This window comes from Kitasatospora sp. NPDC018058 (genome assembly GCF_044327205.1).
Classification (GTDB): Bacteria; Actinomycetota; Actinomycetes; order Streptomycetales; family Streptomycetaceae; genus Kitasatospora.
Genome location: NZ_JBIRFA010000005.1, coordinates 286,133 through 299,276 on the forward strand (window position 1 = coordinate 286,133; position 13,144 = coordinate 299,276).

15 protein-coding genes are annotated in these 13,144 nt (G+C 72.1%); 6 read left to right on the top strand and 9 right to left on the bottom strand.

Translation table 11 applies throughout. The features are described 5' to 3' along the window. The first annotated feature begins 14 nt into the window (after positions 1-14). On the top strand, positions 15-770 hold the full coding sequence (locus ACH4E7_RS09735; RefSeq protein ID WP_396248458.1) for a Clp protease N-terminal domain-containing protein: 756 nt from the start codon (positions 15-17) through the stop codon (positions 768-770). A gap of 54 nt (positions 771-824) precedes the next feature. Here the strand turns inward: ACH4E7_RS09735 and ACH4E7_RS09740 are convergent, their stop codons facing one another. Continuing rightward, positions 825-1,316, bottom strand: a complete 492-nt coding sequence (locus ACH4E7_RS09740) for an NUDIX domain-containing protein (RefSeq protein WP_396248459.1) — start codon at positions 1,314-1,316, stop codon at positions 825-827. A 112-nt stretch (positions 1,317-1,428) separates the two neighbouring features. On the opposite strand from ACH4E7_RS09740, the gene ACH4E7_RS09745 reads away from it, so the two are divergent. Beyond that, the gene (locus ACH4E7_RS09745; protein WP_396248460.1) at positions 1,429-1,755 is read left to right on the top strand and encodes an STAS domain-containing protein; all 327 of its coding nucleotides are present in this window, start codon (positions 1,429-1,431) and stop codon (positions 1,753-1,755) included. Here ACH4E7_RS09745 and ACH4E7_RS09750 read toward each other — a convergent pair. The 3 genes from ACH4E7_RS09750 to ACH4E7_RS09760 form a co-directional block, all read right to left on the bottom strand. Next, positions 1,663-2,640: a sigma-70 family RNA polymerase sigma factor gene (locus tag ACH4E7_RS09750; RefSeq protein WP_396248521.1), complete on the bottom strand. Its 978-nt coding sequence runs from the start codon at positions 2,638-2,640 to the stop codon at positions 1,663-1,665. The two genes, ACH4E7_RS09745 and ACH4E7_RS09750, sit on opposite strands and share 93 nt — an antisense overlap. 239 nt (positions 2,641-2,879) lie before the next feature. Beyond that, entirely contained in the window at positions 2,880-3,152 is a 273-nt protein-coding gene (locus tag ACH4E7_RS09755) for a hypothetical protein (protein WP_396248461.1), read from the bottom strand. Between the two features lie 126 nt (positions 3,153-3,278). Next, positions 3,279-3,545, bottom strand: a complete 267-nt coding sequence (locus tag ACH4E7_RS09760; protein WP_396248462.1) for a UBP-type zinc finger domain-containing protein — start codon at positions 3,543-3,545, stop codon at positions 3,279-3,281. Positions 3,546-4,154: 609 nt separating this feature from the next. On the opposite strand from ACH4E7_RS09760, the gene ACH4E7_RS09765 reads away from it, so the two are divergent. After that, positions 4,155-6,767, top strand: a complete 2,613-nt coding sequence (locus ACH4E7_RS09765; protein ID WP_396248463.1) for a lysylphosphatidylglycerol synthase domain-containing protein — start codon at positions 4,155-4,157, stop codon at positions 6,765-6,767. Between the two features lie 11 nt (positions 6,768-6,778). Here the strand turns inward: ACH4E7_RS09765 and ACH4E7_RS09770 are convergent, their stop codons facing one another. Beyond that, on the bottom strand, positions 6,779-6,976 hold the full coding sequence (locus tag ACH4E7_RS09770) for a hypothetical protein (protein WP_355672201.1): 198 nt from the start codon (positions 6,974-6,976) through the stop codon (positions 6,779-6,781). A gap of 368 nt (positions 6,977-7,344) precedes the next feature. Here ACH4E7_RS09770 and ACH4E7_RS09775 point away from each other — a divergent pair, with 368 nt between their 5' ends. The 3 genes from ACH4E7_RS09775 (at position 7,345) to ACH4E7_RS09785 (ending at position 9,385) form a co-directional block, all read left to right on the top strand. After that, positions 7,345-7,989 carry a class I SAM-dependent methyltransferase gene (locus tag ACH4E7_RS09775; RefSeq protein WP_396248464.1) on the top strand — a complete coding sequence of 215 codons (645 nt, stop codon included), beginning with the start codon at positions 7,345-7,347 and terminating at the stop codon, positions 7,987-7,989. Then, complete coding sequence (locus ACH4E7_RS09780) at positions 7,986-8,564, top strand: TrmH family RNA methyltransferase (protein WP_396248465.1); 579 nt, start codon at positions 7,986-7,988, stop codon at positions 8,562-8,564. Before ACH4E7_RS09775 ends, ACH4E7_RS09780 begins: the two co-directional genes overlap by 4 nt. Before the next feature lie 275 nt (positions 8,565-8,839). After that, positions 8,840-9,385 (top strand): hypothetical protein, encoded by a 546-nt coding sequence (locus ACH4E7_RS09785; protein ID WP_396248466.1) that lies wholly within the window; start codon positions 8,840-8,842, stop codon positions 9,383-9,385. A 94-nt stretch (positions 9,386-9,479) separates the two neighbouring features. Here ACH4E7_RS09785 and ACH4E7_RS09790 read toward each other — a convergent pair whose 3' ends face one another. From ACH4E7_RS09790 to ACH4E7_RS09805, 4 genes are all read right to left on the bottom strand, one after another. Further along, positions 9,480-9,710, bottom strand: a complete 231-nt coding sequence (locus ACH4E7_RS09790) for a DUF6059 family protein (protein WP_396248467.1) — start codon at positions 9,708-9,710, stop codon at positions 9,480-9,482. A 382-nt stretch (positions 9,711-10,092) separates the two neighbouring features. Beyond that, complete coding sequence (locus ACH4E7_RS09795) at positions 10,093-10,494, bottom strand: transposase (protein ID WP_396248468.1); 402 nt, start codon at positions 10,492-10,494, stop codon at positions 10,093-10,095. Positions 10,495-11,051: 557 nt separating this feature from the next. Beyond that, entirely contained in the window at positions 11,052-12,803 is a 1,752-nt protein-coding gene (locus ACH4E7_RS09800; protein WP_396248469.1) for an ABC transporter ATP-binding protein, read from the bottom strand. Next, positions 12,800-13,111: a hypothetical protein gene (locus ACH4E7_RS09805; RefSeq protein WP_396248470.1), complete on the bottom strand. Its 312-nt coding sequence runs from the start codon at positions 13,109-13,111 to the stop codon at positions 12,800-12,802. The genes ACH4E7_RS09800 and ACH4E7_RS09805 overlap by 4 nt, the downstream gene beginning before the upstream one ends. Positions 13,112-13,144 lie beyond the last annotated feature (33 nt).

The following is a 13,144-nucleotide window of genomic DNA, read 5'->3' on the forward strand; positions in this document are numbered from 1 at the left end:
CCTACGGTTGACGCATGGAGAATCCCGTTGTTCCCAACACCGCTCCGTTGCGCCTCGACGACCTGATCGCCGCGATCAAGAAGGTCCACACCGACGCGCTCGACCAGCTCTCCGACGCGGTCATCGCCGCCGACCACCTCGGCGAGCTCGCCGACCACCTGATCGGTCACTTCGTCGACCAGGCCCGCCGCTCCGGCGCATCCTGGACCGACATCGGCCGCAGCATGGGCGTCAGCAAGCAGGCCGCCCAGAAGCGTTTCGTCCCCAAGGACCCGGGCACCCCGACCGACCTCGACCCCAGCCAGGGCTTCGCCCGGTTCACGCCCCGGGCCCGCAAGGTCATCGTGGCCTCGCAGGAGGAGGCCCGACGGGCGAGCAACCCCGAGATCACCGCCGAGCACATCCTGCTCGGCCTGATCGCCGAGCCCGAGGGCATCGGGTTCAAGGCGCTCGCCGCCCAGGGCGTCACCCCGGAGGCCGTCCGCACGGCGGTCACCGCCGTCCTGCCGACCACCGTCGACCACGTGCCCGCGCTGATCCCGTTCGACGCCCAGAGCAAGAAGGTGGTGGAGCTGACCTTCCGCGAGGCACTCAAGCTCGGACACAACTACGTCGGCACCGAGCACATCCTGCTCGCGCTGCTGGAGCTGGAGAACGGCGCGGGCGTGCTCGCCGGGCTGAAGGTGGACAAGCCCGAGGCGGAGACCTTCATCTCGGAGGCCATCGCCGCCATCATCGCCGCCCGGAACGCGGAGTCCGAGCAGCAGTGAGGATCCGGCGCCCCTCCCCGGACGGAACCCCCGCCCGGGGAGGGGCGCTTCGTCCTAGAACCCGGAGATGTGGGTGGTGACGATCCGCACCCGGCCGTCGGCGGCCGCGTCCAGGGCCGCCCGCAGTCGAGCCGAGCGGGCCGGGCCGAGCAGGTCCAGCGCCTCCTCGACGGCGGCCCAGCGGTAGGTGTCCAGTTCGCCGGCCGGAACGGTCACGGGGGTGTCGTCCGGGACGGTGCCGAAGTCGAACATGAAGTGCTCGGCGGGGTGGTCCAGTTCGCCCGAGGGGTGGGTCCAGGAGATGGCCAGCAGCTCACCGGCCTCCCGGACGATGCCGGTCTCCTCCTCCAACTCCCGCTTGGCGCACTCGACCGGGCCCTCGCCGAGGTCGATCGTCCCGCCCGGGAACTGCCAGTGCTCGCGGTACCCGGCCTTCACGATCAGGATCCGGCCGGACCCGTCGCGCAGCAGGCAGCCCGCGGCCGCGTAGATCCGGGGCAGCGAGGCCAGCCATTCCTCGCGGGACTTCAAGGGCTCAGCCGTCACGGTGCTCCTCCTGGGGCAGGGCGGGTTCGGTCGCCCCCACTCTGCCACCGGGCATCCGGCGCCGATTCGTTCCGGACCGATGAGTCGGCGCCCTCGCGACAGTCCAACCAGCATGAAGATCACACCTCGCGAAGCCGTACTGACCTGCGACCTGGGCGCGCTGACCGCCCCCGACCTGTCCGTGGTCGACGCACTCGCCCGGCTGCGACTGGCCGCCGCCCGGCACGGGGTGGGCGTGGTGCTGCTGAACGCGAGCGGCCCGCTGCGGGAACTGCTCGCGTTCAGCGGGCTCTCGGCGCTGCTGCCGGGAGCGGCCGATCCGCTGGACGCCGCCGGACTGGCGGACCTACTCGGCGTCGAGCCGGGGCGGGAGGCCGAAGAGCGGGAAGAGCACGTCGGTGTCCAGGAAGTTGGTGAAGCCCGCGATCCGGCCCTCTGACACCTCCGGGACGATCAGCGCCCACGGCTCGTGCCCGCCCGCCGGGCTCGGCCGGTACTGGGCGAAGGCCGGGCCGCCGTTGGCCGTCACCGGGAGCAGCCGGGAGCCCCGGCAGCCGTGCCCCGGACCCAGCATCCAGGCCCGCAGCTCGTCCCGCCCCCGCAGCCACATCGCGAACGGCGGCATGTTGAGCGTGGCGTCCTCGTGCAGCAGCGCGGCCAGGCCGTCCATGTCGTACGCCTCGAAGGCGCGGACGTAGCGGTCCAGTAGCGCGCGGTGGTCCTCGTTCAGCGCGGGGGCCGGGCGGGCGGCCGACGCGTCCGAGGCGAGCACCGCGCGGGCCCGCTGCAGCGCGCTGTTGACCGAGGCGACCGTGACACCGAGCAGTTCGGCCACCTCGGCGGCCTTCCAGCCGAGCACCTCGCGCAGGATCAACACGGCCCGCTGCCGGGGCGCGAGGCGCTGCAGCGCGGCGACGAAGGCCAGCTTCACCGACTCGCGCTGGGCGGCCACCTCGGCCGGGTCCCCCGTCTCCGGGAGCACCCGGCCGTCCGGCGCGGGGCCGATCCACGTCACCTCGGGCAGCTGGGTGCCATTCGCGGTGGCCACCGTCACCGGCCCGGCGAGGTCCATCGGACGGGCCCGGGCGCCTCGGCCGTTCAGCGCGTCCAGGCAGACGTTGGTGGCTATTCGGTACAGCCAGGAGCGCAACGCGGCCCGCCCCTCGAAGCCCTTGTGCCCGCGCCAGGCCCGGACCATGGTCTCCTGCACCGCGTCCTCGGCCTCGAAGACCGAGCCGAGCATGCGGTAGCAGTAGCCGGTGAGTTCGGTCCGGTACCGCTCCAGCTGGAGCTCGACCGACTCCTCCGCGATCACCTCGGTCATGGTCACCCCCGTCGTCCTGTTGTCTTCCGACGCGCCTTGCGAACCCGACGCACCTGACGCGCGGACAGGAACCTAGCGCACGACACTGACAGTCGGGTCACCGCCTGCCGTGGACCGCGCCCCTGATCGCGCGTCAGGGGCGGACGCCGCGCTTGCGGCATCCGCCCCCGCGGGACTGCCGGGCGCTGCCGGCGCTGTCAGGTGGTGGACTCCGCCAGGTCGACGGGCTCCGCCGCCGGTCAGTGGGCGGAGTGCTTCTCCGCACCGCGGTGCCGGTGCCCCTTGAGCTCCGCGTGCATCGGTGGAGCCGCGTGCATCACCGACGTCGCCGCGTCGCGCCCGCCGTGGCGGAAGGCGTCGCCGGAGAGGCGTCCGGCACCGTAGGCGGACATGTCCGCGGCGCGCGGCTTCGGTCCGAGGCTGCTGGGCGTGCTCGCCATGCCCCGGCGTGCCAGCAGGTCCTGGGTACCCTGGCGGAGCTTGGCGGTGCTGCCCGGGGTTCGCTTGGTCATCGTCATCGTCGGCCTCCCTTCGGCGGCCGCGGCCGGACGGATGCCGGCCGGAGGGGCCGCGCGGGTGTTATGTCCGGATTTTATCCGGGTTGCGGGCCGGTGCCACTGCGAAGGGCCTCGCCGCGATCAGCCCATGACCTCGTGGACGAAGCACCAGCGCCAGTCCTCCCCCGGCTCGTAGGAGCGGATCACCGGGTGGGAGGTGTTGTGGAAGTGCGCGATGGCGTGCCGCTGTGGCGAGAAGTCGCAGCAACCGATGTGGCCGCAGTCCAGACAGATCCGCAGGTGCACCCAGTCCCGGCGGCCCTGGGCCAGGCAGTCGGCACAGCCGTCGGTGGGCGGGAGGGGCTCGATGTCCTGGGGGGCCATAGCGAGGTCTTCGCAGGCACTCATGGTCGAAGGCTATGACGGCCCGGGCCGGGCCGCGTCAAGACACGCCCTGGCCTCGGCGGCGGGGACGAGGGCCGTTCCCGGCCCCGCCGCCGGGCGTCGTGTCGGAGGCCGCACCGAGGCCGCACACGGGCGACGGTCTCCGCGGCGAAGGCCTCCCACCGCCGGTGGCAGTCGCGGGCGGCCGGCTCGAGGAGGACGTACCGGGCCCGGTCGGGCGCGGCGTCCGGGTCGACCTCCGAACGCGGCTTGACGTCCGGGCGGGCGGCGAAACCGCTCACCGCGTCGCCCCGCGCGTTCCAGGCCGGCACGACACCGTCAGCCGCCCCCGGCACGTCGACCTGCGCCACCAGGTGGCACTGCCGACCCGGCAGGCGCAGGGGCCCGACCCCGAGCCGTGCGGGATCCCGGCTCCAGGGCCACGGGCGGCATGGGAGCATGCCACTCGTGGCGATCGTGACGGGGAGGACGAACGGCGGCACCGGCGGGGGCGGCGGTGTCCCACCCACCGGGCAGTCGCATACGGGCGGGGGCATACCCAGGCAACCCGGAGCCCGCGAGCCCGGAAGTCGACAGCCCGACGACCGGCGGCCCGGAGACCGAAGGCCCAGGATGCGGCCGCTCACCGACACCGGCCGGATCCGGCAGCCCGTCGCCCTGTTCCGACTCCTCGTCGGATTGCTCGGGATCGCCCTCACCCTGCTGCTCGCCGACTACGCCCGCGCCACCACCGGGGGCATCGCCGCCGACGTCGCCGAGGCCGCCGCACTGGTGCCGCGGCCGCTGGCCGACCTCGCGGGCGGACTCACCACCGCCGCCGTCCTGCTGGTGCCGGTCGGACTCGCCGTCCGCCGACTGCTCGGCCCGGACCGGCGGCGCGCCCTCCAACAGGTCTCCGACGGGCTGCTCGCCGCCGTCCTCGCGTACGGCGCCACCCTCGCCCTCGACCTGTGGGCCGACGACCTCGCCCCGGCCTCCCTGATCGCCGCGCTCACCCAGCGGCTGCCCGCCGACGTACTCGCGCACACCGAGCCGGTCTACGGCTACCTCGCGCCCGTCCTCGCCTTCATGACCGCCTCCGGCAGCCGCGAACGGCGCCTGCCCTGGGCCGTCCTCGCGCTCTCCGGCCTCGCCGGACTGGCCGCCGGCTACGCCACCCCCACCGCGTTGCTGCTCGGCCTGCTCATCGGCTGGACCGGCGCCCACGGCACCCTGTACGCCGTCGGCACCCCGGACCCGCGGCCCCGGCCCGGCGAGGTGCTGCGGGCCCTGCGGGACAGCGGGCAGCGGCCGGTCGAGGCGCTCCCCGCGGGGCCGGACCGCTACCGGGTCCGGCAGGCCGAGGGGTGGCCTGAGCTCGACATCCAGCTCCTCGACCGCCAGGCCGTCACCGCCGCCGCCCTCCAGCGCGCCTGGCGCCGCCTGCGGCTGCGCACCGCCCCGCACCCGCGGGCCCTGCGCTCCCCGCGCACCGGGCTGGAACACGAGTCCCTGGTCACGTACGCGGCCCTGGCCGCCGGCGTCCGCACCCGCCGCATCGCCGCCACCGCCGGCCTCGGCCACGACACCGCCCTCATCGCATACGAGCACTTGGCCGGCCGGACCCTGGACCAGCTCCCCGACGAGGAGATCACCGACGACCTCCTCGCCGACGCCTGGCGCCAACTCGTCCTCCTCCAGCGCCGCGAGATCGCCCACCGCGCCCTGGTCCCCACCTCCCTGCTGGTCGACGACACCGGCGCCGTCCACCTGGTCGACTTCGCCGACGGCGACATCGCGGCCAGCGAACTCGTCCTGCGCTGCGACATCGCCCAACTCCTCACCACCCTCGCCCTCCGCACCGGAGCCGCCCGCACCGTCCACACCGCCACCACCGTCCTCGGCCCCGACACCATCGCCGCCGCCCTCCCCCTCCTCCAACCCATCGCCCTCGCCCGCACCACCCGCCAGGCCCTCAAGCAGCACGCGAAGGCGAAGGGGGCTGCCGCGCCCGAGGCTGCGGAGCAAGGCGGGGAGGCGGCGACGACCCCGGCCACTGCGGCGGCCGAGGCCGAGGGGCACGCCGAGGCCGAGGGGCACGCCGATCCGCAGCCCGCGATCCGGACGGCCGTGGAAGTCCGCGCGGCAGGCGCCGCGCGGACCGCTGACACCACCCCGGCCGCCCGTGCCGCCGACGAGCACGCCCAGGGCCCACACAGCGACGGAGCCGCACCCGGCGGGCTGCTGGAGGAGATCCGGGCGGAGGTGGTGCGCGGGCGGCCCGAGGGGGTGGGGCGGCCGGTGCGGTTGGAGCGGTTGCGGCCGCGGACCCTGCTGGGCGTCGCGGGCGGGGTGGTGGCCGGCTGGCTGCTGATTCCGCAGTTCTTCGCGGCGGAGGACAACCCGGTCGCGGTACTGGCGGACGCCGATCCGTGGTGGCTGGCGCTGGCGCTGGTGGCGGCGGGGCTCAGCCACGTGGCGGCGGCGATGGGGTTCGTCGGGTTCGTGCCGGAGAAACTGGACTTCCGCAACGCCGTGCTGGCGCAGCTGGCCGGGGCGTTCGTGAAGCTGGTGTCGCCCGGGGGCGTCGGCGGGATCGCGCTGAACACCCGGCTGCTGCAGCAGGCGAACATTCCCACCGCGCAGGCGCTGTCCAGCGTCGGGGTGGGGCAGTTGCTCGGGCTGGTGCTGCACCTCTTGCAGCTGGGGGCCTTCGTCTACCTGCTGGACCTGCAGCCCGACGGTTCGGAGCTGGACGCGCTGCCCGCCGTGGTGGGCGGGCTGGCGGTGGCGGCGGTGCTGCTGGCGGTGGTGGGGGCGATCCCGTCGGCCCGGCGGTGGCTGGCGGCGCGACTGCGGCCGCTGACCGCCGAGGTGCTGCCGCGCCTGCTGGACCTGCTGCGCAATCCGGGGCGGCTGGCGGTGGGGGTGACCGGGCAGCTGCTGGTGTCGCTCTGCCTGATCGCCTGCCTCTACTGCTGCGTGCGGGCGATCGGCCGGGAGCCGTCCTTCGCCTCGGTGGCGGTGGTGTTCCTGGTGGGCAACGCTGCGGGCAACGTCGCGCCGACCCCGGGCGGGGCCGGCGCGGTGGACATGGCGCTGGCCACGCTGCTGCAGCAGACCGCGTCGATGGAGAAGGGCGGTGCGACGGCGGCGGTGGTGCTGTTCCGGCTGCTGACGCTGATCCTGCCGGTGCTACCGGGCTGGGCGGCGATGACCTGGCTGCAGCGCCGCAAGGCCCTGTAGGCCGACGGCTCCTACTCGCGGTAGTCGTCCTCGTCGAGCTGGACCACCCGGCTCTGCTCGGCGGCGTCCGCGACGTCGGTGGCCGGGTCGGCGCCGAGGGCCCGGCGTTCGGCGACCTCGTCGTACTCGTCGCCGGTGGGTGCTTCGTCGTCGGGCTCGACGGTCTCGACGGCCTCGTCGATCAGGTAGTCCTCGTGATTCTGCGGCATGGCGTCCGTCCTCGCTGTTCGGAGGCTCCCACGGGTGGCGGTACTGGCAGTATCCGCCGCCCGGCGCCCGGACGCGATGTCCCGGGACCGCTCCGGCGTGTTGACCGGAGGGGAATTGACCCGCGAAACGTATAGCGGAATGACCCAAGAGATGGGGCCGGATCAACGTGGCCACCCGCAAGACCCCGGGCACGCCGTAGCGGCTGCAGGACCCCGCAGGGCAGCGCGGAACGCGCCGCAGGCCACCGGAGGTACGATCGATGCCGTACCCAGGGCCCACCCGCGCCCGCCCGTGCCCACCCGGCGGCCCCGAGGCCCTTTCCAGACGGCCCTGGCGAACGACGGCCCTTACGAACGACGGGAAGTTCATGTCCGGCTCGCACTACTTCACCGGTGCACCCGAGGTCGCCAGCGAACGCCGGCCGATCACGGTCTCCCTCCCGGACATCACCCTGGAACTGACCACCGACACCGGGGTGTTCTCCCGCGGCAGGCTCGACCCCGGCACCCGGATCCTGCTGGAGCACGCCCCGCAGCCGCGGGCGCGCGGCCCGATCCTGGACATCGGCTGCGGCTACGGCCCGATCGCGCTGACCTGGGCGACCCGGCGCAAGCGGCTGCCGGTGTGGGCGGTGGACGTCAACGAGCGGGCGCTCGAACTGGTACGGCTGAACGCCGAGGCACTGGGGCTGGGCAACGTCCAGGCCGCGCTGCCGGACGACGTCCCGCAGGACGTCCGCTTCGCCACCATCTACTCCAACCCGCCGATCCGGATCGGCAAGGCCGCGCTGCGCGGGCTGCTGACGCACTGGCTCGGCCGGCTGACCCCGGACGGCTCGGCTTTCCTCGTGGTGCAGAAGCACCTGGGCTCGGACTCGCTGCAGAAGTGGCTCAACGAGCAGGGCTACCCGACCACCCGGGTCACGTCGGTCAACGGGTTCCGGATTCTGGAAGCACGGCCCCGCCCGGATGCGGGCGAGGGCTCCGAGAGTGGACGGGGTACCACGTCGTGAAGCAGTTGCGCGGGACCGAACTGAAGCGTCTGCACCGTTCCTGGCGGCGCAGCAACGAGTTCCGGCTCGCGATGATCCTGGAGAACCTGCAGTCGCCGTTCAACGTCGGCTCGGTGGTCCGGACCGGGGCGGCGATGGGCGCCGAGAAGCTGTACCTGACCGGGGACACCCCGTCGGTGCGCTCGTCCGGCGCGCAGAAGGCCGCGATGGGCACCGACAAGTACCTGAAGGTCGAGCACTTCCCGACCGTCGCCGAGGCGGTGGCGGCGGCGAAGGCCGACGGCTTCAAGGTGGTCGGACTGGAACTGGCGGACGAGGCGGTGCCGATGTTCGCCGCCGAACTGACCCCGGCGGTGGCCTTCGTGCTCGGGCACGAGGACCGCGGGATCACGCCGGAGGCGCTGGCGCTCTGCGACCAGGTGGTGTTCGTGCCGCAGCTGGGCCGGGTCGGCTCGCTGAACGTCTCGGCGGCCGCGACGGTGGCCTGCTACGAGGCGCGCCGCCAGGGGTACGCGATCAGCGGAACCCCGGACGGCGGCGACCTCGGCGGCGACCTCGGCGGCGACGAGGAGTAGTCCGCAGGAGCGTGACAGAGGTGGCGGGGCGGTCCGGGCGGACCGCCCCGCTTCTCGTACACCCGCGGATCGCCGCCGGGCGGCCGCCCCCACCCTGGACACGGTGCGGCACGCCGTCCACTGAGACCCCCGACTGAGACCCCCGGCGGAGGGCCGGTTCCCCCGCCGGGGGGAGCCGGTCCGTTCGTACGGCGGAGGCCCCGCCGGGGGGCGGCTGGGAGCGTGGAGACAACCGGGCAGCAGCCCGACTCCCTTCTCCCCGTAGAGGATCGACCATGCGCAAGCCCACCGCCGCCGTCGCGCTCGCCACCGCCATCACGGCCCTCGCCGCCGGAACGGCCGGTACCGCCTCGGCGGCCCCGGCGCCCGCCGAGCACCTCGCCCTGCACGGCTGGACGCTGCTCAACGACAAGGGCCCCGGCCCCAACCCCGGCGAGCGGCTCACCGCGCAGGTCAGCGCCCGTACGGTCGACGGCCGCGCCCGGGGGCACGTCGTGGTGCAGCACGTGTTCGAGAAGGACGGCACCGTCCGGGCCGAGTTCGACGTCGACTGCCTGACCGTCGACGGTGCCGGCGCCGTCACCGTGACCGGGCCCATCACGCAGATCGTGGTCACCCCGCTCGGCGGCGAGCCGCGGCCCTTCGACCCCGGCCGGCACCCCGAGGCCGGCGTCACCTTCTACCCGGCCGACGCGCAGGGCGAGCGCCGGGTCGGCTGGGAGCGGACGAACCCCGAGATGCACACCGAGGTCGTCAAGTGCGGCGCGGTCCCGGCCGGCCTCTGGGTCATCGACGGCGGGACCGTCCTGCGCCGGCACTGACCCGCGGGAACGACGCCGACGACATGCCCAAGGACCGTGTCACCGACGGCTCCCTGTTCCTCGCCACGATCCGCCGCGTCCTCGCGGCCCTCGCCTACCTCGACCAGTAACCCGACAGATCGGCCAGCTGACTCCAGAGCCCCCGCTCCACCGCCGACATCCCGACGTCCCCCACCACCCGCTCCGGATGCCCCGGCCCCGGCTCCGTCAACCCCTCGGCCGCCGCCACCGCCCCCGCCACATGCGCCTGCCCGAGCGCCACCAGCCCGGCCCCGAACCGCCCCCACAACCGCCCGACCCGCCCCCACCACACCCCACTCGCCATCCCCCCAGCCTGCCCACACCCCCTCGAGCCCCCCTCGACCCGCTCCCCAACCCCACCCCAGCCGACGCGAAAGGCCCGGTCAGAACATCTGACCGGGCCTTCCACTCACTGAGCCGCCTGCGGGATTCGAACCCGCGACCTGTCCAGCCGCGCATGGGCGTGGGGGGGGGGGGGGGGGGGGGGGGGGCGGCCCCCCCCCCCCCCCCCGGCGGGGCGGGGGCCCCCCCCCCCCCCCCCCCCCCCCCCCCCCCCCCCCCCCCCCCCCCCCCCCCCCCCCAGGGGGGGGGGGGGCGGCCCCCCCCCCCCCCCCCCCCCACGCTCGTGGCTCAGGATGACTGCTCATCCGCGAGCGCACCGCCGGACTCCGTGAGACCGCAGGGCCTCATCTGCCACCACGAGTATTTCCGCCGGGGTACCTGGAGGATTCGGCAGAACCTTGAGACGCTGAGCCCGGCGCTGATCCGTATCGCCTCAAGGCTTGAGAAGGGACCGTACGATAGTCCACACTCTGCCGCCTGCTCCTGAGCTGAACATAAATCTCGCCAAGGGCGGCCTTTAGTTCCGCTATTTCAGCGAGGAGCTGGCGCTCCCGCTCGGCGTTTCTTCGTTCCGCGCCATCGAGACCCTGCCGGCCGGCCGCGATGAACTGGCGCTTCCAGTTCCCCACGGACTGCTCGGAGACATTGGCCTGGCGCGCCGCCTGCGAGATGGAGACTTCGCCAGAAATGATTCGCAGGACGATTTCCAGCTTCTCGGCCGGGGGCATCACTGGAGGTCGCGGCATTGATGCTCCTTCGATTGTTTAGAAATCGCCGAGCGACACACGGGGATGCTTCCCGGTCCATCTTCCCAGTCGATTTCAATTCCCGACCCCCCAAGTGTCGGGGTTGCCAAGGAATACAAAATGGAGCGCCTTTTCGAACGCAACTCCCCCGCCGTCGAAGCAATGCCGAAGCATGAAAAAAGTAAGGTATATCGCATTTCATCCCCCCGGATGAACCACAGGATTGCACCTTATTTTGATTGCATGGTATCGCCAGATTTGGGATTATTCCGTCCAAACCCCCGCGTACACTTGCAGAATAACACCAAGGCATCTCCGGGTACCAATTGCAACCATTCGGCGCAATCAAGCCTGCGGCTACCCTCAGTTGCGAGACATCTTGACCATTTGCGCCCAAACCAGACCCCGCGCCGATACTCAGCGCCATGCTTGAAAGAGGGGGCACCGCACCATTCCGCCCTGGGCAAGATTGCTTCACGATATATTCACGCGCACCCTTGTCACCCGCTTTGCGGACGTGGGCAACCTCAAATATTGCTCAAATCGGGAACTTTCCGCTACGCCGGATAGTGCTCCCGGACCTGCTGACTCTCCACCAGATCGCGGTAGGCCGGGCACCGCTCCATGAGTTCATCATGCGTCCCGGAGTCAACGCTTCTGCCCCTGTCGATCAGGATGACCTGGCCAGAGTTCCGAATGGTCGACAAGCGGTGAGCCACCACGATTACCGCGCGGCTGCGGGCGAGATCTTCAACTATTTCTCGCAGCCTCTTCTCGTTGATGCTGTCCAGCTGGGACGTCGGCTCATCCAGGATGACGAGTTCGGCATCCGAGAGCAGCGCGCGGGCGAGGGCGAGCCGTTGCCTCTGCCCGCCTGACAGGTCGTTGACGCGGCCGATCACCGTGTCCAGCCCGGACGGGAGTCGTCGGATGTCCTCCTCCAATCCGACGGATTCCAAAGCGGCGAAAATCCGGTCGTCCGGCACCAGGTCGGAATGACCGATCAGTAGATTTTCCCGAACCGTCCCCTCCAGCAGCGTGAATGCTTGATCGACAAAGGCGATGCGACTGCGCAGTGCGGAGACGGGCCAGGTGCTCGCGTCATGACCGAGTACCCTGATGGCCCCGGCATCCGGTTGCAGGAAGCGCTCGATGAGCGACAACGTCGTGGACTTACCTGCGCCTGACGGTCCCACGAGTGCGGTGAGCCCTCGGCGGGCGGCAGTGAACGACAGGTTTTCGAGCACAGGGACACCGTCGTGGGCGAATGACACGCCGACGAACTCCACGCTCGGCGCCGCAGCGGCGGGAGTCGGCGCCGTCCGGGCCGGAGCCGGTCCGTCGGTCTCCGTCTCCATGGCCAGCAACGTCTCGAAACGGCTCTTGGCGGCGAGTCCGGCCTGCAGCCGGCTGATTCCGGTCGCCAGCATGGTCACTGGGCTGACCAACTGCAGGAGGAAGAGGAGGAAGGCGGCGAAGGCCGGAACGGACAGCGCGCCGTCGGCGATCCGCGCGCCGCCGCCGATGATCACGCTCACCAGGGCGACCTGCTGCCCCAGGCCCAGGACCGGCGAGATCAGCGACTGCAGCCTGACCCCGGTCAGCGACGTGGCCATCAGGTCTTTGGCGCGGTCCAGATGACGCTCAGCGGCGGTCTCCTCGGCCTGGTACGCCTTGATCGTCATCAGTGACGACAACAGGACGGTCAGGTACTGCGCGAGTTCCCCCAAAGCCGATTGCTGCTCGATGACGTTGCGCCGTACGCGCAGCACGACGGCTGCAATGGCAGCACCGGCGGCGGCGAACGAGGCGATGGTCACCAGGGTCAGGACCCAGTCCAACCAGGCCATCACCGCCAGGGTGGCGATGGTGGTCAGGGCGGCGAGCGGCAGTTGCACCACACCCACATCGACTATCGATCGCAGCACGACCGCATCGGAGGTGATGCGCGCTACCAGGTTCCCGTGCCCCTCGGCCCGGACCACCGAGAGGGGCAACCTGAGTGTGTGGCGGGTCGCCTGGTCCCGCAGCCGAAGGATGAGTGCCTCGCCCATCCGGCCCAGCAGGTAGCCGGCTGCTGCCGAGGCCAGCGCACCCGCCATGGCCAGACCGACCATCCACGTGATCGGCCAGATCCAGGACCTGTGGGCGCCGAAGTCAGCAACCGCCCGCTGCACGAGGATCGGCACCGCGAGCGAGGCGGCCGCTGAGCCCAGAGCCAGCGCCATGGCCGCGACGAGCTGCAGTCGGTTACCGCGCAGCAGCTCCACCCGGATCCTCAGACGGCTCTGCTGTTCGAAGTCAGTCATCGGCTCGCGACGTCCTTCACCAGGTCCACGGCAGTCTTGAGGTCCAGTCCCGGTTCGGCCTTCCGCAGCGCCCGGACCGCTGCCAGGCCGTCCTGCGGGTCGACTTCTGCCTCGCGCAGCCTGTGGAGCGTCCACTCCTTGAGCAGCTCGGAGTCGGTTCCCTGGGCCAGCACCATCAGTTCCAGCGCACGACGCAGGCCAGGGATGTCGACAGGGTCGGCGGAGTCCAGAGCAGTCCGGATGGCGGCTGCGGCCGCGGTGCTGTCTCGGAGCACGATCAGGCGGGTCCCACCGCGCTGTCGGAACATGTCACGCTCATTTCTCTGAGGTTCGGTCAGGTG